The organism is Sinobaca sp. TMA16-18 (genome assembly GCF_059510535.1).
The window spans coordinates 189,365-209,917 of record NZ_JCAKFM010000005.1 but is presented as its reverse complement, the minus strand read 5'-3'; the positions used below and the strand labels follow the sequence as shown (position 1 = coordinate 209,917).

The 20,553-nt window shown below is 48.5% G+C and carries 22 protein-coding genes; 5 read left to right on the top strand and 17 right to left on the bottom strand.

Features of this window, described 5'->3' with window-relative positions; genetic code table 11:
* Positions 1-269 precede the first annotated feature (269 nt).
* The 3 genes from AC5W14_RS11370 to AC5W14_RS11360 form a co-directional block, all read right to left on the bottom strand.
* Positions 270-545 (bottom strand): FmdB family zinc ribbon protein, encoded by a 276-nt coding sequence (locus AC5W14_RS11370; RefSeq protein ID WP_496057784.1) that lies wholly within the window; start codon positions 543-545, stop codon positions 270-272.
* 13 nt (positions 546-558) lie between these two features.
* Positions 559-1,740: a formamidase gene (fmdA, locus tag AC5W14_RS11365; protein WP_496194449.1), complete on the bottom strand. Its 1,182-nt coding sequence runs from the start codon at positions 1,738-1,740 to the stop codon at positions 559-561.
* Positions 1,741-2,076: 336 nt separating this feature from the next.
* Positions 2,077-3,459, bottom strand: a complete 1,383-nt coding sequence (locus AC5W14_RS11360) for a cobyrinic acid a,c-diamide synthase CobB (protein WP_496194448.1) — start codon at positions 3,457-3,459, stop codon at positions 2,077-2,079.
* Between the two features lie 230 nt (positions 3,460-3,689).
* Here AC5W14_RS11360 and AC5W14_RS11355 point away from each other — a divergent pair, with 230 nt between their 5' ends.
* The 3 genes from AC5W14_RS11355 (at position 3,690) to AC5W14_RS11345 (ending at position 6,480) form a co-directional block, all read left to right on the top strand.
* The gene (locus AC5W14_RS11355) at positions 3,690-5,384 is read left to right on the top strand and encodes a C69 family dipeptidase (RefSeq protein ID WP_496194447.1); all 1,695 of its coding nucleotides are present in this window, start codon (positions 3,690-3,692) and stop codon (positions 5,382-5,384) included.
* 148 nt (positions 5,385-5,532) lie between these two features.
* Positions 5,533-5,955, top strand: coding sequence for a VanZ family protein (locus AC5W14_RS11350; protein ID WP_496194446.1), 423 nt, complete (start codon positions 5,533-5,535; stop codon positions 5,953-5,955).
* Positions 5,956-6,063: 108 nt separating this feature from the next.
* Positions 6,064-6,480: a VanZ family protein gene (locus tag AC5W14_RS11345; protein ID WP_496194445.1), complete on the top strand. Its 417-nt coding sequence runs from the start codon at positions 6,064-6,066 to the stop codon at positions 6,478-6,480.
* Here AC5W14_RS11345 and AC5W14_RS11340 read toward each other — a convergent pair.
* From AC5W14_RS11340 to AC5W14_RS11315, 6 genes are all read right to left on the bottom strand, one after another.
* Positions 6,456-6,971 carry a hypothetical protein gene (locus AC5W14_RS11340; protein WP_496057790.1) on the bottom strand — a complete coding sequence of 172 codons (516 nt, stop codon included), beginning with the start codon at positions 6,969-6,971 and terminating at the stop codon, positions 6,456-6,458. The genes AC5W14_RS11345 and AC5W14_RS11340 overlap by 25 nt on opposite strands.
* 257 nt (positions 6,972-7,228) lie before the next feature.
* On the bottom strand, positions 7,229-7,849 hold the full coding sequence (locus AC5W14_RS11335) for a flavin reductase family protein (protein ID WP_496057791.1): 621 nt from the start codon (positions 7,847-7,849) through the stop codon (positions 7,229-7,231).
* Positions 7,836-9,098 (bottom strand): MFS transporter, encoded by a 1,263-nt coding sequence (locus tag AC5W14_RS11330; protein ID WP_496194444.1) that lies wholly within the window; start codon positions 9,096-9,098, stop codon positions 7,836-7,838. The genes AC5W14_RS11335 and AC5W14_RS11330 overlap by 14 nt, the downstream gene beginning before the upstream one ends.
* Positions 9,099-9,139: 41 nt before the next feature.
* Positions 9,140-10,675 (bottom strand): sodium:solute symporter family protein, encoded by a 1,536-nt coding sequence (locus tag AC5W14_RS11325; protein ID WP_496057793.1) that lies wholly within the window; start codon positions 10,673-10,675, stop codon positions 9,140-9,142.
* 50 nt (positions 10,676-10,725) lie between these two features.
* Entirely contained in the window at positions 10,726-10,929 is a 204-nt protein-coding gene (locus tag AC5W14_RS11320; RefSeq protein ID WP_496194443.1) for a hypothetical protein, read from the bottom strand.
* Positions 10,930-11,003: 74 nt separating this feature from the next.
* The gene (locus AC5W14_RS11315; protein ID WP_496194442.1) at positions 11,004-12,248 is read right to left on the bottom strand and encodes a CaiB/BaiF CoA transferase family protein; all 1,245 of its coding nucleotides are present in this window, start codon (positions 12,246-12,248) and stop codon (positions 11,004-11,006) included.
* Positions 12,249-12,516: 268 nt separating this feature from the next.
* Here AC5W14_RS11315 and AC5W14_RS11310 point away from each other — a divergent pair, with 268 nt between their 5' ends.
* Together AC5W14_RS11310 and AC5W14_RS11305 are read left to right on the top strand one after the other, a co-directional pair.
* On the top strand, positions 12,517-13,167 hold the full coding sequence (locus AC5W14_RS11310) for a GntR family transcriptional regulator (protein WP_496194441.1): 651 nt from the start codon (positions 12,517-12,519) through the stop codon (positions 13,165-13,167).
* On the top strand, positions 13,160-14,059 hold the full coding sequence (locus AC5W14_RS11305) for a hydroxymethylglutaryl-CoA lyase (RefSeq protein WP_496057797.1): 900 nt from the start codon (positions 13,160-13,162) through the stop codon (positions 14,057-14,059). Before AC5W14_RS11310 ends, AC5W14_RS11305 begins: the two co-directional genes overlap by 8 nt.
* 67 nt (positions 14,060-14,126) lie before the next feature.
* Here AC5W14_RS11305 and AC5W14_RS11300 read toward each other — a convergent pair whose 3' ends face one another.
* From AC5W14_RS11300 to srlE, 8 genes are all read right to left on the bottom strand, one after another.
* Positions 14,127-14,321, bottom strand: coding sequence for a hypothetical protein (locus AC5W14_RS11300; protein WP_496194440.1), 195 nt, complete (start codon positions 14,319-14,321; stop codon positions 14,127-14,129).
* Positions 14,322-14,524: 203 nt separating this feature from the next.
* Positions 14,525-15,388: an alpha/beta hydrolase gene (locus tag AC5W14_RS11295; protein WP_496194439.1), complete on the bottom strand. Its 864-nt coding sequence runs from the start codon at positions 15,386-15,388 to the stop codon at positions 14,525-14,527.
* 88 nt (positions 15,389-15,476) lie between these two features.
* Positions 15,477-15,701, bottom strand: coding sequence for a hypothetical protein (locus AC5W14_RS11290; protein ID WP_496194438.1), 225 nt, complete (start codon positions 15,699-15,701; stop codon positions 15,477-15,479).
* Between the two features lie 269 nt (positions 15,702-15,970).
* A complete protein-coding gene (locus AC5W14_RS11285; RefSeq protein ID WP_496194437.1) occupies positions 15,971-17,239 on the bottom strand; it encodes an aspartate aminotransferase type Ic in 1,269 nt (422 codons plus the stop codon).
* A 134-nt stretch (positions 17,240-17,373) separates the two neighbouring features.
* Positions 17,374-17,718 carry a bh protein gene (locus AC5W14_RS11280; protein ID WP_496057801.1) on the bottom strand — a complete coding sequence of 115 codons (345 nt, stop codon included), beginning with the start codon at positions 17,716-17,718 and terminating at the stop codon, positions 17,374-17,376.
* A 17-nt stretch (positions 17,719-17,735) separates the two neighbouring features.
* Positions 17,736-19,073, bottom strand: coding sequence for an NAD(P)H-dependent oxidoreductase (locus tag AC5W14_RS11275; protein WP_496057802.1), 1,338 nt, complete (start codon positions 19,071-19,073; stop codon positions 17,736-17,738).
* Between the two features lie 24 nt (positions 19,074-19,097).
* Positions 19,098-19,481, bottom strand: coding sequence for a PTS glucitol/sorbitol transporter subunit IIA (locus tag AC5W14_RS11270; RefSeq protein WP_496057803.1), 384 nt, complete (start codon positions 19,479-19,481; stop codon positions 19,098-19,100).
* 23 nt (positions 19,482-19,504) lie between these two features.
* Complete coding sequence (srlE, locus tag AC5W14_RS11265) at positions 19,505-20,545, bottom strand: PTS glucitol/sorbitol transporter subunit IIB (RefSeq protein ID WP_496057804.1); 1,041 nt, start codon at positions 20,543-20,545, stop codon at positions 19,505-19,507.
* Positions 20,546-20,553 lie beyond the last annotated feature (8 nt).

Sequence of the window (20,553 nt, the reverse complement as noted above, 5' to 3'; positions counted from 1 at the left end):
GTTTATCCAGGCGGAAGCTTTCGGCAGGCCATGCTTCAGCTAAAGAGGAGAAGAACGCTCTCTTACTCTTCACCGATGGCTGGTCTGCCTGAGTCACCGCCTGGTCCTTTTTATGGTTTTGTTTTACCCTATTGTCAAAAGAGAGGACTATCGCTGTATGTAAAACCCCTCGTATTGCTTCCAAAAGGAATATGAGGGGTTTCGTCCGGCTTCTCTTATTATTGGTAAAACGAAGAACCCAATCTACAGAGTAAGTTTTGAGACAGTCCCTATCCGCCAATCTGCCACGGACGGGAAACCGGGGGACGTTTTTTGCGAATCGGTGTACCGGCCGGTTCGCCTTTTTTTCGAAGGCGCGGCTCGGCCCCGCTGTCGATTTTCTGCTTTACGGTGCTGTTCATTTTGTAAATAGACGGAGCAAAGAACAAACGTTTTGCCTCTCCGCCGCAGGAAGGGCAGACTGCCCGGCTTTTATCCCCTTTTGTTGAAGAATGAAACTCGTCGAATCTGTCCCCTTCTCCGCATTCAAATGTGTACACAGGCACAGGCTTTCCCTCCTTATTCTGTTGGATCCATCGATTTGTCAAAGATGGCTTTCGGAATGGACACGGTGCAGCAGGCATTTGGAATATCTACAATACCCGCGATATGGCCTTCCACCGGTGCCGTTCCCAGCAGCATATACGCCTGTTCTGCGGTATATCCTTTTGTTTTCAAATATTCAATCGCGTTCAGGCAGGCATTCTGATAGGCGATGTTGGAATCCAGGTAGCTCTGCTTTCCATTGGATTCGTTGACTGATATTCCTTCAAATACAAGGTATTCGCTGTACTGTGGATCCATTGGACCAGGCTGGAACACCGGATTTTTCTGGATGTGGTTTTTCTCCATGCCGCCTTTAATGACGTCTACATGAAGATCAATCCAGCCCGGCATTTCAATGCCGCCGCAGAACGTAATTTCCCCGTCCCCCTGGGAGAAATGAAGATCGCCGACAGAAAGCTTTGCTCCATCCACGAAGACCGGAAAATATATTCTCGAACCGAGCGAGAGGTTTTTAATATCGCAGTTGCCGCCGTTTTCCCGGGGCGGAACGGTTCGGGCTCCTTCTTTTGCTACTTTATCGAATGCTTCTCCTTTTAATGTTCCTAACACGACGCTGTCTTTGTCCGGCAGGTTCGCAAGCGGCGGAACCCGGTCCGGATCCGTTTTCACAAGCTCTTCTTCGCGCCTGTTCCATTCTGCCAGAAGCTCATGCGACGGTGCCACTCCGATCAGCCCGGGGTGGATAATGCCGGCAAACTTCACGCCCGGAATATGCCGGGACGTCGTATAGATACCGTGAAAGTCCCAAATCGATTTCTGGGCTTCCGGAAAATGTTCCACCAGGAAGCTTCCTCCGTTTTCTTTCGAAAATACGCCGTTAAATCCCCATTCCTGTTCCTGCAGAGCGCCTACGTTAAGAATGTCTACTACGAGCAGATCGCCGGGTTCCACCCCATTCACATGAACCGGACCGCTCAGTACGTGTACGCGGTTCAGGTTGACGTCACGGATGTCGGACGGGTCGTCATTGTTTTTGATCTGGCCGTCCGTCCAATCCAGACACTCCATCCGAAACGACTGGCCGGGATCAACAGAAAAAGCGGCAGGAATATCCGGGTGCCACCTGTTGTGACCGGGAACATCCTGTTTATCCATTGACTTTGACAAATCCACCTTGAATAACTTTTCGGGCATATTTTATTCCTCCTTTTGCATAGTTTAGATATTATTCCCTATAATCCTCATTTTATATCAGAAAAATCAGAATTTTAATGTTAGAAAATGTACACAAAATGAAAAATATTAAAAGAAGCAGAAAGAATACTCTTTTCTAAATGATCGAGAAGTCACTTGATTAAGATCTTGAATTCTTTAGAAAGTCTGTCAACAATAACAGAAAAAAACAGGGGAGACTCCGGCAGACCAGCCATAGGTGAAGATAAAGAGGGTGTTCTTTCCCTCTTTAGCTGAGGCATGGCCTGCGGAAAGCGACCCCCTAAAAATACGTATGTTCCACCTTTTTAATGAAAATCAGTTTTGCGCGGCAGTCTCTTGTTTTTCCCGCCAGGCGGCGGCTTTTTGGACAAATCGGGCCGGTATGGATGGATTCGATCCAAAGTGAAGATGCGTGTAACCCGCTGTGATATGGTCCGTATAATACCCTTCCTGCTCCGTGCCTCTCATCGCTTTTACTTCGTGATGAGGAGGCCAGTCTATTTTTGCCTGTGCGGTAGAATAATGAAATTCATGGCCCTTCGCCACCGTTCCCCGGCGCATAATAACAGAATCGTCCAAAGCGGTTATCTCCCTGTAGCCAAGGGAAGCAAGTTTCGTCTGCATCGTAACATCCACCGGTATTATGCCGAGCATCTCATGTGCTGTGCCGTCCGTTGTCGTCAACGTGTCCGCCAGATACATATAGCCTCCGCACTCCGCATACACAGGGAGCTTTTCTTTTAACGCTTCACGGATCGACGTTTTTGTTGTTTGATTTCCAGAAAGTTCTTCTGCAAATTCCTCCGGAAAGCCGCCGCCAATGTAAAGACCGTCTGCATGAGAAGGCAGCGGTTCATTTTCAAGCGGCTTGAAATAGGCAAGCTCGGCTCCGCTTTCCTCCAGCAGCTCCAGGTTTTCCGGATAATAAAAGTTAAACGCCGCATCATACGCTACAGCAATCACAGCTTTATGTTCCGCTTCGATAGGTGTCCGAACCGGCCACACTCTATCAGGAGCAGAAGCGGCAATGTCATAAAGCAGATCCAGATCAATCCGCTCTGCCATCACCGTGCCCAGCTCAGCAAAAAAGCTGTCCAGTTCTCCCCGCTCAATGGCAGGGATCAGTCCTAAATGCCGTTCCGGAATAGTCGGTGCGTCCCCTTTCAGCAGAAAGCCGACGACGGGCACGTGACATTCCTGCTCAATCGCTGTTTGGCAGAGCTTCGCATGGCCTTCACTTCCCGCCATATTAAGCAGCACGCCGGCAATGTTGGAATCAGACAACGACTGAAAGCCTTTAACAACAGCGGCCGCGCTTCTTGCCATACTTGAAATATTAACAACTAAAATAACCGGTGCTTCTAGCATTTGGCTGATTTCCGCTGTACTTCCGTGGTCAGATGTTGGGCTTTTCCCGTCATACATGCCCATCACGCCTTCAATCACCGAAATATCCGCATCTCCGCTCCCGCGGCGGAACACATCCTTCATTCCTTCTTCCCCGAGCATCCAGCTGTCTGTGTTTCTTGAAGACCGGCCGGTCACCGCTGTATGATAGCTCGGGTCAATATAATCAGGCCCGCACTTGAACCCCTGAGCCTGCAGTCCTTTATTTTGAAAAGCCTGGAGCAGGCCGACGGTAACGGTTGTTTTGCCGCTTCCGCTTCCTGTGCCGGCGATCACGATTCTTGGATTCATGCCTTCACGTCCTTTTTTTGTAAATGCAGTCTACTTACACATAGAAATAGGTTCTATCATTCTTTACGGTATTGTCTTTTTTTATGAAAGTCAATTCCATTTTCCGCTTGTACTGGGAAATTTCTTTAAATTCTAAATATTCTGTAATTAATTTGCTTTACCGATGACAATCCATTACTCTTTTAAGTATATACTCTTGCACACCACCATTTAAAAGGAGGAGATCGACGATGAAAAAAAGATTAGCCGGCAGCCTGGCGCTTGTCCTGGGCCTGACGGGAACATCCGGATATCTACTGAGTAACGGTATCGAAAAGGAAGCAGAGGCAGAGGAAGTGCATGAACCAGCGGAAGAAAAAAAGAACTATCCAACGAAAGAAAAAAGCATCGGATTTTACGTAGGAAGCGAACTTACAGAAGATGGCTCCACTTTAATTGGCGGCTTCGGCCATGAACCGTCCAGCCATTGGATTGACATTGTCCCGGCGCAGAGCCATCCGGACGGCGCCATGATGGAAGTAGGAGTAACCGATGAAGCGAGTATTGAAGGAGAGCTTATCGAAATACCACAGGCCGCACATACGAATAAATACATCAGCTCTACTTATTCGGAATTCGCAGGGTTTCCTCCTCCTTTAACAAACGGAGGATTGAATGACAAAGGATTAGCCGCAAGGGATATCTGGTCCCCTTCCCGGGAAGAATTAGTGGAAATGACTCCTGAACCCCAGCAGGGACCAAATTACAGTGACCTTTCCAGAATTGCTATGGAGCGGGCAGGTTCAGCCAGAGAAGCGGTGGAAATCATTGGCGGCTTAATTGATGAGCACGGCTATTCTACTTATGGTGGAAATTCGCATTTATTCGCTGACGAAGAAGAAGGATGGGTCTTTATAAATTATGCCGGCGGCCAGGGCCTTTGGGCTGCCGAACGCCTGGGGTCAGATGAAGTCAGAGTGTCTTATCCCGGCTATATTAATGATTTCCCGGTGGATTTTGAAGAAAGCGAGGATTTCATGGCTTCCGACAATCTCATTACTTTTGCCGAAGAACAAGGCTGGAGGGATCCCGAGGATGCAAGCTCTGTAATGGATCTGCAGGAAGTGTACGGGGAACCGTTTCCCGGGGAAGGAGTCGATAAAGCTGAAGACCATTACACCGCTTCCCGTCTTCCTTATGACCGGGAAGATGAGCTCGAGCAGATGGCCCCTGTAAGCCTTGAAGATATGCTCGCCCTTGTAAGGGATCCAAGATGGTCCAATGACTTTTCCGGTTACGGCCAGGTCGCCCAGCTCCGTCCGGAGGTCGATGATCAACTCCAGACCCTCTGGCTTGCTACTACCGGAGCTGTCACTACTCCTTATGTCCCTATTCCTATTGCCACAGAAGAAGTGCCGCCGGAGTTTCTGCAGCACCGCTATTTAACGAAAGATGGGGATTCGCACTTTCTTTCTTCTGACTATGCGGCCCAGGAAGCTTCCCGTTCTGCTGTAAGAGAATTTAAACGGCTTATGTATTACACATGCGACAATCCTGAGGCCTTTCTACATGATGTCACCGGAGAAATCGAGCAGTTTGAAAAAAAGATGCTCGACGGCCAGGCAAGCCTGGAGCATGAAGCAGCCCGGATGCTTGAAGCTGGTGAGACGGAAGAAGCTGGGGAGTTTGTTACTAGTTATGTAAACCAGCGGCTGCTGGAAAGCCTGGATCTTGGCATGGAGCTGACCGACCGTGTGGAAGAAGAAACGCGCAGTGAATATGGCATCAGAAGTCCGGAAGGCCGGGACGCGGAAGGAGAAACCACCCCGCCTTCGAGTCAGTCCATGGCTCTCGAAGACAACAGTGAACAGGTATCGTGCTATGACCCTTCATTGGATGAGTATCCGCGGGAGCATGGTATTTACAGCGGAGATTCCGTTAAATAATAAATAAAAAAGCAGGAGAATGCCGCAGCCAGCGGCTCCTCCTGCTTTTTTGCTGCTTTCCCTATTGTCCATCACCCTACCCTATCTGCCCGGATTTTCGTGACTTTCTTTTTTCCCTGCTTTATACTTTTCTACAGGTGATGCAGACATGTTGGATACACGATATATTTGGGGAATGGCAGCGATCAGCTGGTGTCTTATGATCGCAATAGCCACCCGCTTGACTATTTTTACCGGCAGCTCTACGGAACGGATGTTTACCAATCCGTTTCTCGATGCAGCTGTCGTGAATTTTTTTCTTAGAAAGTCCGTGCATCTGGCGGCGTTCGGTCTGCTTGCCTTTTTGTTCTGGCTGACGCTGCGCGGGGCATCGCTTCGCTTTGTTAAAGCGTGGGCTCTCGCTTCCGGGTACGGGCTGGTGGATGAATGGCATCAGTCCTTTGTACCGGAACGGACCGCCTTGTTTACCGATGTCCTGATTAATGCGGCCGGAGCTGCCGCTGCGCTAGTTGCTGTATGGGGGTTATTGTTTTTCACCCGCAAACGAAGCAAAAAACGGCTGTTTACGTAAACAGCCGTTAGTGGAAACATATGACAGGGTATAAGAGGAAGTGGACTTTCGGTAAAAAGCATTATATACTGATTGATTCTGCAGCAAACAAAAAGGGAGGCACTTATTATGGCCATGGTACGATGGCACTGGCTGTTGATTGGTGCAGCTCTTGTAATAGCATTATACGCACTGACATCTTCTTCGGTGGCTACCGGACAGAACACCGAACGCATCCTTTCGATCGTTCCGCTTATTCCGGCAGAACCACTGAATTTCGCTGTTCGAAAAACGGCTCACGTTATGGTTTTCAGTGTAATCGCTCTTATTTTATGGCGCACTTTTTCTAAATCAAAATGGTCGTATGTGATTGGCTGGGTTGGCGCAAGCTTTGTAGGGCTGCTCGATGAAGTTCACCAATTTTTCATAGACGGACGCAGTGCTGCTGTCAGCGATGTAATTCTAAATTCTTCTGCTGCAGCGTTTACTCTATTTATTGCTTTTACAGCTGTGCAGATTATTCATTTTATTAACTGGCTGAGATAAGAATAGTCCCAGATTTTAAAGCAGGATTTCCTGCTTTTTTTTTGTTCCGCAAACTGGTCGGGATTCATGATGGTTACCGGCGTCCCCTCTTTCGGAAAAAACAAATGCTGGGCCCCTGCATTATCAAGATCATGAACAATTATGTATTCAAAAGATTTGGCTTCATTCACTTCTCCAAGGTATATTTCTTTTACAGCCGGTGATTCACAGATGTGTTTCATTTCTTCCCATTTCGTGAACCGCCATACAAGGCGCTGGAGGTCTCCGAAATATTCATGCTCCGTATTCGCCCGGTACATTATTGTATTGCCGGCATCTCTTGTAAGCAGGAGTTCTTCGTTCGTTAAACGCATTAATTCCACGCGTACTGCATTGGCGGAGTCATTGAATTCTTTCGCCAGCTGGCGGAGGTAAGCTTCATTTTCAGTTCTGACGAAGAACTTGAGAAGCAGACGAAGCCTCGTTTTAGAGGTGATTAGTTGACTTAGCATAGTTGGCCCCTTTTTCTATATAATAAACGTCTCGAATTGTCTTTCTTAATATCGGCAGGGTATCCTGTTTTTCCAGTGCTCCAGTAAAAAATTGTCAATAAAATTTCACAAGTGCACAAAAAGACCCCTCAAGTAGAGGGGCCGGGGTGTTATATTTTCAGGCGGCGCTTTCCACCTGACAACTTTTGCTTCCACTGCATGCTTTGTCTTATTTCCTATTTATATTACCGGATGGCGCTTTTTATAAAACACCCGGATCAGTCATCCTGCGGAAGCGGATAGGAATCGGTCAGGCCGGCATAATCTCCAGCCAGACGTCCGAGCGGCTTCCAATAATCAATATTTGTTTTGTAGTTGCCTAAATACACATCTTTTTCCATACGGACGTGCTTTACTTCCCCCAGTACCAGATGGTCCCCGCCTACAGGGATAATCTGCGACAGCCGGCATTCAAACGCGATCGGGGATTCTTTCACAGACGGCACATCGATTACCCGGGACGGCTCTTTTGTTAATCCGGTCAACTCAAATTCATCGACCGATGATGCCACACTCTCCGATGAATGATGCATTTTGCTGCCCAGGCGTTCCGGCACAATGTTAATGACATATTCTTCTGTTGCCCGTATATTCTCCAGCGTATCTTTCACGGTTCCTTCCCGTTCTTTCACGCCGGGACCGATGGATACAAGCAGGGTCGGCGGCTTTCTGGAAGCGACGGTAAAAAAGCTGAACGGCGCCAGATTAAGTACTCCGTCTTTATCTTTTGAGCTGATCCAGGCAATGGGCCTTGGCACAATGGAACCGATTAACAGCTTATACATATCTTTGTCTTTTAATTCTTCCGGTACAAACGATAACGCATCATGACTGGGCATGGGCTTCGTCCTTTCTTGTTGAAATATGAAGGTATATAAACAAGCAGCCTATTAATCCAAGCAGGCCGGCCAGGCTGTACCACCCGGCCGTGAAAGCGCCGGTAATATCCGTTACAAGTCCAAACAGCGGCGGACCGATAATCACGCCCCACGAACCGACGCTGATGCTGAATCCGCTGGCAAGCCCTGCTTCTTTGGCAGGCACAAGCTCTGTGGCTGCATTCATCCATAAGCCGTTAAAGCCGGATACGCAGCTGCCAAAGAAAAAGGCAAGAACTGCCATCGCAAAAAACGACGTGCCGGGAGAAAATCCTGCCATAATAATCGAGCAGACGGCAGACACTACCGCAATAATACTTAAAATGATCAGGCGGTTGCCGTTGAACAAACGGTCGCTGACCGTTCCCCAACCGATGCGTCCAATCGATCCTGCAATCTCCGAGACAACAAGCAACAGCCCCGCCTGGTAAATCGGAAGCCCGATCACTTGAATCGCATAAATAATCATATACGTATTCAGGCACATCTGGGCGCCGTTAATGCCCATCGCCCCTCCACTCATGAGCAGCAGCGGACGGTTGCGTCCCATCGCTTTCAGCCGCTTGAAGGTTGCTCCTTTTTCCGGCGGGCTACTTCGAATCTCTGTTGCTTCTTTCGTATCACGATATTTCCAGAAGCTGAGCAGGCCGGCCCCAATCAAAAGCAGGGCCGCAAGCATAACGACCGGACGCCAGCCGTACCAGCCGGCCAGCGGCACAAGCAGAAGTGCGGCCAGCCCTGAGCCTGCCGTTACCCCCATCTGCTTAATGCCCATCGCGGTGCCGCGGCTTTTATGCTCAAACCAGTAAATAATGCCGCGGTTGGACGTCGGGTGCATCGCACCATAGCCAAAGCCGCCGATCACAATAAGAAGCAGCAGCATCATAAAATTCGTTGTCATCGAGGCTAAAAACAGGCTGATGCCCAGGCATAGCGACAGCGCAAGGAGAAGCGGCCTCGTGCCGATCCGGTCCACATAGATTCCCGCAGGAATAGCGGCCGCAAACTGCCCGAAAAACAAGGCGGCCGGCAGCATACCGATCTGGGCATTCGTAAGCGACAAGCTTTCGCCTATAAACACACCGAGCGGGGACAAACTTCTCCCTACAAAAGCAACCAATATCTGCGCGAACAGCAGCCAGCCAAGCATAATCCATGGTTTTTTTCCTATGAGTTCATTTGATGTGTCGGTAAGCGGTGATAATGTCATAAACAGGACCTTCTTTACAGCAGTTTAAAAGCAGAAAGGCTCTATCCTAATGAACCTGTTTTTTCATTATACTTGATTTCCTCCAGTTTCATCGAGCTTCTTTCTTCTGCTTCATCCTGTTTCGCCTGATTAGCCGGTATAAGAAGGGAACCGACCGTGCAGATAAAGAAGTTAGCTGCAAGTCCAATGACGCCGCCGTGCACCCCTATAAAGGTACTGTTTCCTGTCAGCGTCATGGCTGCCGCAATAATGGCGCCTGTGAGCATGCCCCAGAAAACCGGAACAGCGGCGAGCCTTTTCCAGTAAAGCCCCAGCACAAAAGCCGGGAATACCTGCACCAGCAGTTCGAATTTCAATACAAAAATCTGGTACAATGTGCCGGGCGGATTCCAGGCAATCCATAAGAGCAGGGCAATGACGCCTATTCCTGCTAATTTTCCGACTTTTACTTTTTTCTTTTCCGGCGCATCCGGGTTAATGTATTTGCCATAAATATCGTTGGATACCATTGATGAAAAACTTAACAGCGCCGAGTCAGCGGTGGAGACAATGGCGGCAACAATACCGCCGAATAAGATAACCATCGTCCAGTAGTAAAAGCCGTTAATAGCCGCCACTTCATTGGCCATGAGACCGATAAGCTGTTCCGACGCCGCAGTATCCAGGTTTGGAAACAGCTGAATGCCAATAATACCAATAATCAGCACAAATCCTGTAGTAATTGGCGGCATTAATGCAATTCGGGACAAAGAACGCTTCAGCGTCCGCTCGCTCTGCGAGGAATAAATCCGCTGTACCGCGTGCGGATAAATAGCGGCCCCAAATCCAACGAGCAGAATCATGCTGAGCCAGTTTACCGAAGTAATCGTATCAGGGACACCTATTTTCTCCGGCGCTGTTGTCGCAATATCTGATGTAAGATTCGTAAAGCCGCCTCCTGTAAGCGTCAGCGCCCCTACCAGCAGCACAATAATCCCGATCATTAATACAATGCCCTGCATAACGTCAGTAAAGGCCACGGCTTTCATTCCACCCAGCCATTCATACGTAAGCATGACAAACACAAAGCCGATAACAGCATATTCATAGGGAATCGTACCTCCGGTAAGCCCGGCCACGGCCTGCCCGATGGCGACAAGCTGTTCAAGTAAGTAGTTTCCCAATCCCCAGAGCATAAGAATAATAGCAAGAATCGTTACTGCCTTATTGCGGAAACGGTATGTGACCCAATCAGTCGGTGTAATAAAGTTAGCCCGTTTGGAGATTGCGTACAGCCGCGGCGCAAACATCAGGTAGACCCCGACAATAATCGTCATAAAAGGAATCGACTGCAGCCAGGAAAACCCTTCCCGGTACGCATTCGGCGCGTACCCAACAACGGTGTTGCCGCTGTACTGCGTAGCATACAAGGTGAAAAATAGAGCGATAATCCCAAGATTTTTACCGGCCAGATAATAATCATTGAGCGATTCATTCAGCTTCTTTCCCCGCCCGGCAAGGTAGCCGACCAAAAGCATGATCACAGCATAGACAACAAGAATGATAATCCCATCCGCGCCTGAAAACGTCAGATTCATTTATGCCCGCTCCTCTCTCTGCCTTCCTCCTCCAAATCTTCGACAATGTTTCACTCATGCAGACAGAGCCAGCTCAAAAAGCCGCAGAGTATCAGGGAAAGGGCGGTGGAAATCAGCACCCAGTAAGGGACGCCCAGTATATAAGGTTCCATGCTTCCTACCGGCAGATACCACGGCGCATTAAACACGACAAGCAGTCCCATCGTAATCCAGATCCACGGCTTGCGGATCGGCTCTTTCACCTTTTTTTGCATCGTCTTTAACTCCTCTCATATAAAAGCGCTTACATGCATATGGAAAACAAAAGCCGGATGCGGTTCCCGGCTGATTAAATAATGCGGTTGTCTTTTAACTGCTTGAGCTTTGCTTCGTTTATTTCCAGAATCGTGCCGTATACTTCCTCGTTGTCGGCTCCCATTGTGCTGGCGCCGGGCTTTTTTATTTTGCCCGGGGTACGGCTTAATTTCGGAACCACACCCGGCATCGGAAAGCTTCCCAGCTCCGGATGCTCCACCGGCACGATCATCTCTCTTGCCTTGTAATGCGGATCTTCTACAATATCTTCAGCCGAAAATATTTTTCCGGAAGGCACGCCTTTTTCTTCAAGTACCGCCAGCGCCTCTTCCGCCGGAAGCGACTTGGTCCACTCTTCGATCCGAAGATCCAGCGCTTTCATATTTCTGCCGCGCCCGTCATGTGTATGATAATCGGGATGGTCCGCCAGTTCCGGCTCCCCCATGGCTTCACAGAGACGCCGGAAGACGCCGTCCGCATTCGCTCCGATGACAATGTAGGTATCATCTTTTGTAAAATAAATGTTGGACGGGGCTACCCCCGGCAGAATATTACCCATCCGCTCCCGCACATAATCGGCCAGCAGATAATCCGGGATAATACTCTCCATCACAGAAAAAACCGACTCATAAATAGCCGTATCAATCACCTGGCCTTTACCGGATGTATGGCGCTCATGAACCGCTGTCAGGCAGCCAATTGTTGCAAAAAGGGCTGCGAGCGTATCACCGATCGATATTCCGATACGGGAAGGCGGCCGGTCTTCAAACCCGGTTACATGGCGGAGACCTCCCATCGCTTCGCCGACGCTGCCAAATCCTGCCCGTTTTTTATAAGGACCGGTCTGTCCAAATCCGGACGTTCTCATCATAATCAATCCGGGATTCTCAGCCGACAGCTCTTCGTAGGAGGCACCCCACTTTTCCATCGTACCGGGCCGGAAGTTTTCTATTACAATGTCCGACTCTGCTGCCAGCTGCCGGAACAGCTTCTGTCCTTCCTCTTCTCTCATATTTAGCGTAATCGATTTTTTGTTTCGTGACTGAATCGGCCACCACAGCCCTGTCCCATCTTTGCTCTTTCCCCAGCTGCGCATAGGATCTGCTTTGTCCGGCGGCTCAATCTTAATCACTTCTGCGCCAAAATCGGCAAGCAGCCGGCCGGCAAACGGTCCTGCCAGCAGTGTTCCCATTTCCAGTACGCGGATTCCCTCCAGAGGAAGTACTGCTTCTTCACTGCCGCGCGGTTCTGATTTTGTCTTTTCATCTATTTGCGCCATGCTGCGCACCCGCCTTCTTTTTTAATGTAAACCTTTACAAAAAACAACAAGCAAAAGCCGCTTTCTTTCTTATAAACTAGCATTTTGTATACAAACTAGCAAGTTAAATTGTCAAACTATTTAAAATCAATACATTTATCCTATATTGACAAGCTTTTATTTACTGGTATAAATAAAGCATCAGGGTTTTTTATTATCACTGTATACAATAAGCCGATATTTGGTTTTCTCTACCCGCTTGTATACAATGGGAATAGAGGTGCTGCGTATGAACGTCTATGAAAAAATAAAGCAGGCTGTCGTGACCGGGGTGTATGAGCCGGGACACAGGCTGACCGAAGAAAGTTTAACAAAGGATTGGGACGTAAGCCGGACCCCGATACGGGAGGCGTTAAAGCAGCTCGAGTTTGACGGTCTGATCACTCCTTTAAAGCGCGGTTTCAGCGTAAGAGTGTTTTCCAAAGAGGATGTCCGCCAGGTATATGACCTGCGGGCCATGCTGGAAAGCTACGCGGCCGGCCAGGCATCGATTCACCGGACGAACGACCACCTGGAGAAAATGAAACAGGCCAATGATGCTTATGAAAAGGCGTTGGAAAAACAAGGGCAGGAGCACGTGGCACGGATTGATGCTATCGTGAAAGCCAATCACGTATTCCACGATGCTGTTTTTGAAGCAAGCCGCAACGACCACGTCCGGGAGCTGATTTCCAAAGTGGTTGTGCTGCCCCTTGTGTTCCGTTCGTTTTACTGGTTTGATGAGGAAAATCTTTTTTTCTCCCTGCAGAATCATCATACAATCCTGCGGGCGGTGGAATCCGGTGACGTCGAGCGGGCAAAGGCGGCGATGACCGAGCACATTTTCCGCGGCAGGGACTACGTGCTTCACTACTATGAAGGAGGCGGATCAGATGATTGAATTATGCGAAGTCGGACCCCGGGACGGCATTCAAAACGAAAAAGTGCTGCTCACTACCGGGCAGAAAGTGGAGATGATTGAACGGGCTATCGGAGCCGGTGTAAGAAAGGTAGAAGCTGTTTCTTTTGTAAATCCCAAAGTGGTTCCGCAGATGGCCGATGCTGAAACGGTGGTCGATCAGCTGGAAAAACGCGAAGGAACGGAAATTGCGGGGCTGGTTCTCAGCTCCTCCGGCATCGACCGGGCTATGGAGACGTCTATTGACCGACTGCATGCAACGCTTGCCGTCAGCGATACGTTTAACAAAAAAAATGCCAGACGCACGACAAAAGAGGGGATAACAGAGCTTACCCAAGCGCTTCAAGCGATACAGGGAGAACGTCCTTTCACAGCCGTGCTGGCCACTTCATTTGGATGTCCCTATGAAGGAGAAGTACCGGAGAAACAGGTAATTCAGGCCGCCCAGACGTTTGTGAAGGCCGGCGCGGACAGCGTAGTGCTTGCCGACACGACCGGCATGGCTAACCCGGTTTCCGTTAAAGAACGCGTCGCTTCCGTTCAGAAGGCGGTAGGACAGGATATTCCGCTCGGCCTTCATTTTCATAATACACGCGGTCTCGGCCTCGCCAATGTCCTGGCCGGATACGAAGCCGGGATCACCCGGTTTGATGCATCTGTCGGCGGCCTCGGGGGCTGTCCGTTTGCACCGAAAGCGGTCGGAAATGTCTCCTCGGAAGATATGATTCATATGTTTGAAGAAATGGGAGTAACGACCGGAGTGGATTTGGATAAAATGATTGCCCTCGCCCGTCAGGTGGAATACTGGATGGGGAAAACACTCGACGGCATGGTAATGAAAGCCGGCAAAACAAGTGAGCTCGCCAACGCATAGCAAAAAAAAACAACTTCTCATTAGAGAGGTTGTTCAGATTATCGAGAAACTATTTCACCTTGTATACCTATACATGATCTCGAATTCTGTTAATACTTTGTTGAGAAGGAGAGAAGAAAAAATAAACAGGGGTGACTCCTGCAGAACAGCCATAGGTGAAGATAAAGAGGTCGTTCTTTTCCTCTTTAGCTGAGGCATGGCCTGCGGAAAGCACCCCTGTCCAGGTTTTTGTATAAAAATACGTATTTTTTGTTTTTTTCAACAGCCTAAACAACTTCTCATTAGAGAGGTTGTTCTTTTTTGCATGTAAAGCAGTATAGGTCGTTATCTATATAAACACCATTTAAAAACCCATCCATACAATAGACGGTCCGTCCGCACTGACAGCAGCTCCCTACTGGTTCCTGCATTCTGTTCGGCCTCCTCTTTGTATCTATTGCTATATAAAAGCAGATAGTCACTATATTAAACAGTCCGTCCGAAAAAACGAAGCAGCAGGTGAAAGACGATCGGACGGATATGCTCCCGCTCATTTAAAAGAGCATGGCTTCCCTTTTCTATAAATATCTTTTCCGCCTGCGGAAACAGCCGGTGATAGGCCTGCATATTAAACGTCCAGTCGATCGTTTCGTCCTTATTGCCCTGCAGGATCTGTACATTTTCACTTAACAGAGGAGTAAGGCTTCGCATATACCGTTCCCATTGAACTAATGCTCTCGCCCACGTAAACGAGACCGCCGCCCCCTGGAGCGGATCCTGCGCCAGTTCTTCCATAAACCCCGGAAATCCTACGTGCATTCTAAACCTACGGGGATGTGTTTGTTTAAAGGGACCCAGCACAAGCGCACCGGCCCGGCTCGGCCACCAGGGACTGGAGCGGAGGAGCGGTGCCACAAGCGCTGCCCGCTCCAGCTTCCGCCCTCCTCTCAGCACATATTCGGCCAGCAGCCCGCCTCCTGTACTGTGTCCGAGGGCATACAAAGGTGCACTTTCGGTATCAATTACCCGGCTTAAAGCAGCCTGATAGACAGAAAAGCTCTCCACCTCGTGCCGTTTTCCTCCGGAAAGGCCGTGCCCCGGCAGATCGAAAAGAAGGACACGGTATCCCTTTTCCAGCAGATAAAAAAGAAACAGCCGGTTCGTCGCACTATGGTCAAAATAACCGTGGATCATCAGTACGGTTCGCTCATAAGAAGCCGGCGCAAAGCTCTGAACAAATAAGGAAGGAACGGTTTCGGTTTCCGGCAGCTCCTGCCACTGATGGATCCAGCGCCTGTCATCAAGCATATACGCTTTTAAATATTCCTGTATCCGCTGGTTTGTGAGCATGTCTCCGTCTCCTTTTCTTTCATTATAGCAAATCCCAACTTGGTTTTTCTCCATAAAAAAACCAGCCTCGACGGCCGGCAGAATGCTTTTATTCTGTTTTTGACTCGATTGAATGCTGGATAAATCCCGGAATAAAAGAACCACAGCAGTACGAGCATTTCTCGTAGCCTTTATCGTCTACAAGCATGTCTGCTACTTTTTGATTATTCACATGCTCCTTGTCGCCCTCTTCAATCTGCGACAGGCCGCAGTAATCCCCTGCAAAACGGCCGTTATGAATCATTTGGTTCTTATGGTCAATCATGTAATTCATCCTGTCCCTGCCTCCTCCTCTATGTTCTGAAAAAGCGGTGAAGCCCGGCTGCCTCAATATGAGCCGGGTTCTTTTCTGCATTAAGACGAAAAAAAGCCAGAAAACGGGTAGGATTTACTCGTTTTCCGGCTCATAAAATAGCTCTGTAGTCTATTTATTGCTGCCTATTATTAAGTTTAAAAAGATGTACCGCTCATGTATATTTATTATCGTAACGTAAACATACGCTGAAAGCAACCGCTCTCTTGGAAACAGGAAAAAAGGTTTAGTTACGATGCCTGACCGGTTTTTTTCAGGCTGGCCAGTTCAATACATACGCAGAGAACTTCAATCGCTTTACGCAGCTCCGCTTCGGAAGGAAACGTCGGTGCAATGCGGATATTCCGGTCCTTCGGGTCGTTATTATAAGGGAACGTAGCGCCCGCTCCGGTCAGCGTCACACCAAGGTCGGAAGCCATTCCTACCACTTCTTTTGCACAGCCTTCCGGCGTATCCAGACTGATGAAGTAACCTCCGTCCGGACGATCCCATGATGCAATGCCTTTGCCACCCAGCTTCTGATCGAGAATTTCTATAACCGCGCGAAACTTCGGCTCAATAATCGCTGCATGTTTTTTCATGTGCTCTTTCAGGCCATCCATGTTTTTAAAGAATTCTACATGGCGCTTTTGGTTCAATTTGTCCGGACCAATCGTCTGAAAAGAAATATTCTTCCGGAACTTGTCCAAATTCTCTCCGCTTGCTGCAAGCATCGCTACGCCTGAGCCCGGAAACGTGACTTTCGATGTCGAGCTGAACATCAGCACCCGGTTCGGGCTGCCCTGCTTTTTACACTCATCGAGCAGATTTTTAATTTCTTTCGGCTCATCGGTTAAATGATGAATCGCATACGCGTTGTCCCAGAAAATCCGGAAGTCTGCGGCTTTTGTTTCCATCGAAGCCAAACGATCCACAACTTCATCTGAATAGACAATACCGGTCGGGTTGCTGTATTTCGGCACGCACCAGATTCCTTTTACTGCCTCATCTTCACGGACAAGTTTTTCCACCTGGTCCATATCCGGGCCGCCTTCTTTCATATCAACAATAATCATTTCTATATTAAATAGCTCACAAATGGCAAAGTGCCGGTCATACCCCGGACTCGGACAGAGGAATTTTACCTTTTCCTGCTTTGACCAGGGTCCGTTTCCTCCCGGCACGCCGTGCAGCATCGCCTGTGCAATCGAGTCATGCATCAGTGCAAGACTCGAGTTGCCGCCGATTACTATTTCATCTGTCCCAACTTCGAGAATCTGCGAGAACAGTTCTTTGGCTTCCGGCAGGCCGTCAATGCCCCCATAGTTTCGAAGATCTGTTCCATCGGTACTTTTCAGACTGCTGCCGGCAGAAAGAATGTCCATCATGCCATTGGACAAGTCGAGCTGCTCCGGACATGGCTTGCCCCGGGCCATATTTAAATTCAGGTTTTCGCTTTTGTATTGTTCATAGCTTTTTTGAAGCGATTCGAGGCGTTCCTCGTTTTTCTGCATACTCATGCGTTATCGTCTCCTCTGCTTGATTTCACTATTTTATTATATACCTATCCAGGGCTGTATGTGAATGCTGTTCCCATTTTCTCCAAAAAGAAAAAGCCTTCTTTTCTATAGTAGAAAAAAGGCTTCCCATTTTATCAGTGGCGGGGATGCTTGTCCCGGTGCTCTTTTAAAATCTGGTGCGTCTGGTTCATATCTTTAATCAAACGGTACGGTTTGCTGACTACGCGGAATGGAAAGCTTGTAATGAAATGATTTAAGTCTTCTTTGTATTCTTCTGTGATCCGATGAGGCTTGGAAGACACACGCTCATAAATTTCTTCGTAAAATTCTTTCATCATGTCCCGGTTAATTTGAATATTGCGGTCGCAGACTTCGCACGTTATGGTCGAAATTTCATTGTTCACATATTCAATTCTGTGAGGCACTTCTTCTTTACAGCTTTCACAAAATAGATCACCAATCATAACATTCTTTTTCATGACGATCCCCTCTTTATTTATACTACCGGTGCTTCTTTGATTATACCATCTTCTTCTGCAGAAACCGTGCCGAACGTATTCTGCAGTTCGCGAAGTTTCCAGATTGTCGTGTCTTTTTCATGGATGATGTCACTCATACGGATAATTTCGCCTTTTTTTACCGCTTTTCTCATTTTTATGTGTCGATCCACCAGGCCGATCGGAAGGGCTTCCATGGCATCAGACTCATCTGCTGCCAATATCGTGCCGTACACGGTAAATCCTCCAATGGAGTCCAGGTAATCGCCTTCCGCCAGATCTTTTTTCGCCACGGTTGCCGTCTCTGCGATCCGTCCTTTGTAAGGAGCAATCGTCGGTACGTGATCGAGATAGGCTTTCGCAATCGAAAGCGGTGTCTCCAGGCTCGTCAGGTGATACGGCCGGTACAATACGTAGTTCGGGCCGTCTCCCATTTTTAAATAGGTCAGCTCTGCGTTTACTTCCTCCTGCTCGGAGCGGATGATTGCAAACACGCCGGGCGCAATGCCATTAATGTATTCCACTACTTTTTCTTTTGATACTTTTCCGCCGTTTTCTTTTGTTTCAAAAAACGCCGGCAGGTCCTTCACTTCTCCCTGAAAGCCGTGCATTCCCGGCTTATCCGGAAGAAATCCGGTCGCGTTGGCTACCGCGTTCATTTCCACCATCGTTTTCGTGCCGTCCTGGAACGAGGCGAGCATTTTCGGGCTCGACTTCTTCTCGGCCGCTTCTTTGGCAGCCGTATCCGGATTAGCTTCCACGTTTAATGGGTTGTTCTTGCCTTTGCCGAGGGCGACGGTTTCAAAACCGAGCGCTTCCGAGAAATCAAACAGCTCCATGATCGCGCCGGGTTCATCTCCTGCCGACCCGGTGTAAACTACCCCTGCGGCATCTGCCATCTGCTTTAAGATAGGCCCTACCGTAATATCTGCTTCTACGTTCAGCATGACAATGTGCTTTTTGTTTGTGATCGATTTCCAGGCAATTTCCGCGCCTACGTTCGGTACGCCGGTCGCATCGACGACGACATCCACGTCGGCGAGCCCGCTCACAAGCGAAGCATCCGCTGTAGCCACTACAAGTCCGGAACGGATAGCTTCCGCTGCCTCGCTTTTGTTATCGGTTACAATCAGGCTCGTCTTTTTAATACCGGCATTTTCGTAGGCGTTGACAACATTTTCGACAGCAATATCAGCCGTGATTACTACTTTCATGCCTTTCATTTTTTCAATCTGGGCGATCATTCCCCGTCCCATCTGGCCGGCCCCGACCAATCCTACGCGTATGGATTTCCCCTGCTGCTCTAATGCAATCAGCTTTCTATTCGTTCCGAGCATTGCTGTCCACTCCTTATGTTCTATTTATTTTTTTCGAAATGAAATGATCATTCCAGGCTCAATTGCAGGAATTTCTTTGTCTTCCAGGCAGATGGTCCCCGGCTGGTCGGCAGAATCAGCACCATTGAAATGAAACGTGGCGTGACCAAGATCGGTCATCGTTTCGTTCGCTTTGTCTCCTACAAACAAAAGGGTAAAGGAGGTGTCGCCGATCATCATCACATCGCCTTCTTCAATTGGGGCAGCCAGGCTGCCTCCATCGTGTACAATGGCAATATCCTTCAAATCCTGCGGAACGGTATTGTTAAAGAGAATGACCATTTTCTCCTCCCACATCATGTCTGCTTCTTCTCCTACATATTCTACTTTCACTTTAAAATAATCAGACATCGTAACCGTCTCCTTCATTTAAATTCCTCCTCTATTTTCGATCAATACATTCCAATACTAAAGAAGTAAGCAATTACTACAGCAATCGGACCCGTAATTAAGCGGGAGAATAGTACAGCCGGCACTCCGACTTCGATTGTTTCGGTTTCTGCTTCTCCGAGCGTTAAACCAACGGGGACAAAGTCTGTACCAACCTGCGGATTAATGGCAAATAGTGCAGGCAGTGCCATTTCCGGTGGAATATTGCCGCGTCCGATTTCCACACCGATTAACACACCAACAACCTGGGCAATAACGGCCCCTGGCGCAAGCATCGGCGAAATGAGCGGAATCGAGCACAAAAGCGATAGAATCAGCATACCGGTCAAGCTGCTGGCCAGAGGCGTTACAAAGTTCGCGATCAGATCACCAATACCTGTGAATGTAATAATTCCGATTAATGTACTGACAAAAGCCATGAAGGGTAGAATATTTTTGATAACGGTGTCGATCGTGTCCCGGCCGGCCTGATAAAAAATACTGATTACATTCCCCATCGCGCCGCCGAGCTTTTGAATCATGGAATTGATTTTGTTTTGTTTCCGCGGGTGTTCAACCGCCGCCTTCTGTTTTGCTTCTTCTTTTATCTTTTTTGCTACGTCTTTATTAAGAAGCGACTCTTTCTCTTCTATTCTTTCATTATCTGCTTCAACTGCGTCTTCTTCAGAGCCTTCCAGGTCGGATATGTTTTTTATTCCGACACCCGATACAAAATTGTCTTCATTAATGAATTTCATCAGCGGGCCGGAAGGAGAGTTCCCGTAGGTGTTAACGGTTTTAACTCCCATTCTTGGATAAACGCCGCTTCGGGCCGTACCGCCGCAGTCAATAACGGCGCAGGCGATTTCTTCTTTTGGAACAGAAGTAGCAAAACTGTCTATCGGTGTTGCTCCTGTTCTGTCCGCTATTTCCTGGGCAACGGGGTGAATGCCGCCGCCGGTAACGGAAATAACATATTTCTTTTCATCCGAGGGATGAATAATCAGGCCTTTTCCCCATCCTGTAGGTCCTTTGGATACTTTAACTGCTTTATATTCTGCCATGATTTATC